This window comes from Stenotrophomonas sp. 2YAF22, assembly GCF_052114665.1.
Taxonomy (GTDB): domain Bacteria; phylum Pseudomonadota; class Gammaproteobacteria; order Xanthomonadales; family Xanthomonadaceae; genus Stenotrophomonas; species Stenotrophomonas indicatrix.
The window spans coordinates 1-3,115 of the sequence record NZ_JBFRFE010000528.1 but is presented as its reverse complement, the minus strand read 5'-3'; the positions used below and the strand labels follow the sequence as shown (position 1 = coordinate 3,115).

Annotated in this window: 1 protein-coding gene and 1 pseudogene; both read left to right on the top strand. The window is 68.9% G+C overall.

Going from position 1 to position 3,115, the window contains the following annotated elements:
- Nucleotides 1-1,016 (top strand): annotated as a pseudogene (locus AB4Y84_RS17620) (alpha-2-macroglobulin family protein); the annotation flags it as partial.
- 49 nt (nt 1,017-1,065) lie between these two features.
- On the top strand, nt 1,066-3,115 hold a 2,050-nt coding region (pbpC, locus tag AB4Y84_RS17615), incomplete at its 3' end, for a penicillin-binding protein 1C (protein ID WP_442250556.1).

The window sequence follows — 3,115 nt, the reverse complement described above, 5'->3', positions numbered from 1 at the left end:
CCCTGCGCACGCTGTACGACAACGAACGCGGCAAAGCCGTGGGTGGCCTGTCGCTGGTGCACCTGGGCGTGGCGCTGTCGCTGCAGGGCGATGCCAAGCGCGCCCAGGCGGCCCTCGCGGCGGGCTTTGCCAAGTCCAGCAGCGAACGCCCGTCGTACTTCGGCGACTACGGCAGTGCCGTTCGTGATGATGCGCTGATGATCGCGCTGACCCACGAAAACAAGCTGGCCAAGCCGGCATGGGATGCACGCGCGGTTGATCTTGGCCGTGGCCTGGATGCGCGCCGCAACAGTGGCTGGATGTGGCTGAGCACGCAGGAACAGGTGGCCATCGCCCGTCTCGGCAAGGCGCTGGCCGCCAACCAGAAGGCGCTGGTGGCCGGTGAGCTGGTGATCGGTGGCAACAGCGAGGCCATCGGCGAGCGCAAGCTGTTTGGCCGCAACTTCGATGCAGCGCAGCTGGCCGCGGGCGTGCGCTTCACCCCGCAGGGACAGCCGCCGATGTTCGCCAGCATCGATGTGGCCGGCATTCCGCGCAGTGCACCGGCGCCGGACAACAGCGTGATCGGCGTGGAGCGCAGTTACTTCGGCACCGATGGCAAGCCGTGGTCGCCGCGTCCGCTGAAGGAGGGCGAAGCGCTGATCGTGCGCGTCACCATCACCGCCGACAGCGAGATGCCCGATGCGCTGCTGACCGACCTGCTGCCGGCGGGCCTGGAGATCGAGAACCTCAACCTGGGCGATGCCAAGCAGTGGGCCGATGTGGTGGTGGATGGCATCACCATCAGCGACCGCAGCGAAGCGGCCGATACCAAGCACGAGGAGTTCCGCGATGACCGCTACGTGGCGGCGCTGAAGCTCTCGCGTGGCAGCAAGGCCAACGTGTTCTACCTGGTGCGTGCGGTCACTCCGGGTACCTACACGGTGCCGCCGTCGCTGGTGGAGGACATGTACCGGCCGCAGCTGCGTGGCGTCGGCCGCAGCAACCCGACCACGTTGACGGTGGTACAGCCGTGACCGTGCGGACGGGCCGCGACGGCGCGGCCCGTCCCACTGGATGCCGTGGATGAAGGTGGGATCGCTGAAAACGCGGCTGCCGCGCCTGCGGCAGCGGCTGCAACCGCTGTGGCCGTGGCTGCGCTGGGGCACGGCGGCGTTGCTGGCGCTGCTGCTGATACTGGATTTCGCCTTCCCGCCGCCGTTGCCCCGGCAACGCGACACCAGCACGCTGGTGGTCGCCGCTGACGGCAGCCCGATGCGGGCGTTCGCCGATGCCGAGGGCGTGTGGCGCTATCCGGCGTCGGTCGACAGCGTGTCGCCGCTGTACCTGCAGGCGCTGCTGACCTACGAGGATCGCTGGTTCTGGCAGCACCCGGGCATCAATCCGCTGGCGATCCTGCGTGCCAGTGGGCAGCTGCTGCGGGGTGGCCGCATCATCTCCGGAGGCTCGACCCTGACCATGCAGGTGGCGCGCATTCTCGATCCGCATACGCGCACGCCCTGGGGCAAGCTGAAGCAGATGCTGCGTGCGGTGCAACTTGAGGTGCACCTGTCCAAGCGCGAGATCCTCGCGTTGTATCTGGAGCGCGCGCCCTACGGTGGCACCATCGAAGGCGTGGAGGCGGCCAGCTGGGCCTACCTGGGTAAGCCGGCCGCGCAGCTTTCGCATGCCGAGGCCGCACTGCTGGCGGTGCTGCCACAGGCACCCAGCCGTTTGCGCCCGGATCGTCATCCCGAAGCCGCGCAGAAGGCGCGCGACAAGGTGCTGGCGCGCATGGCCGAGCTCGGCGTATGGACGCCGGAGGAAGTGGAAGATGCGCGCGTCGAGAACGTGGTCGCACGCTCGCTGCGCCCGCCGCTGCATGCCGCACTGCTGGCCCAGCGCCTGCACTCGGCGCATCCGGGGCAGGCGCGGATCCAGAGCAGCATCGACATCGGCCTGCAGCGCACCCTTGAAGAGCGCGTGGCCAGCTATTTCTCCACGCTGCCCGAGCGCACGTCAGCCGCACTGCTGGTGGTCGACAACCAGACCCTGCAGGCGCGTGCGTATGTCGGCACGCTGTCTTTCGGTGATCGGCAACGGCTGGGCCACGTGGACATGGTGCAGGCCTGGCGCTCGCCGGGCTCCACGCTCAAGCCGTTCCTGTATGCGATGGCACTCGATGATGGCCTGATCCATTCCGAGAGCCTGCTGGTGGATGCGCCGCAGAGCTTCGGCAGCTATCGGCCGGGCAACTTCGACATGGCCTTCAACGGCCCGGTCAGTGCTGCCAGTGCGCTGCGCCTGTCGCTGAACGTGCCGTCGGTCGACCTGCTGCAGCGGGTAGGTGCGGCACGCTTCGCCGCGCGCCTGTCGCACGCCGGCATCCAGTTGCGCTTCCCGCCGGGCAGTTCACCCAATCTGTCGCTGATCCTCGGCGGCACCGGCGCGCGGCTGGAAGACCTGGTCGGTGCGTTTGCTGCACTCAACCGCAACGGCATTGCCGGCCGCGTGCGCTACACCGATGACGAACCGATGATCGAGCGGCGGCTGGCTTCGCCCGGTGCCAGCTGGATCGTGCGTGAGATGCTGGAATCGAACCCGCGCCCGGGTTACGGCGTTGGCACGTTCGACGTTGGCGGGCGGCCGCGCGTGGCCTGGAAGACTGGCACCAGCTATGGCTACCGCGATGCGTGGGCGATCGGCAGTACCCGCCACTACACCGTGGGCGTGTGGGTGGGGCGCCCGGATGGCACGCCGTTGCCGGGGCAGTACGGCGCGGTCACCGCCTTGCCGTTGATGTTCGAGGTGGTCGACAGCCTGCCGCGCCAACGCGGCGATGCGGCGGCCGCGCCGATGCCGGCCAGCGTGACCCAGGCAGACATCTGCTGGCCAACCGGAGAACTGGCCGAAGGGTTGCCAGCGGCACTCTGCCAGCGACGCCTGTCGGCCTATCTGCTGGACGGTGCGGCACCGCCGACGTTCCCCGAACGCGAGGCACGGCGATGGCAGCCTGGCCGCCAACGCTACCTGGCTGACGCGCGCACCGGACTGCGCGTATCGGCAGACTGCAGCGCGCCGCATGAGGAAGTCGCGCGGGAAATCGCGCGATGGCCGGCGCTGTTGTCACCCTGGC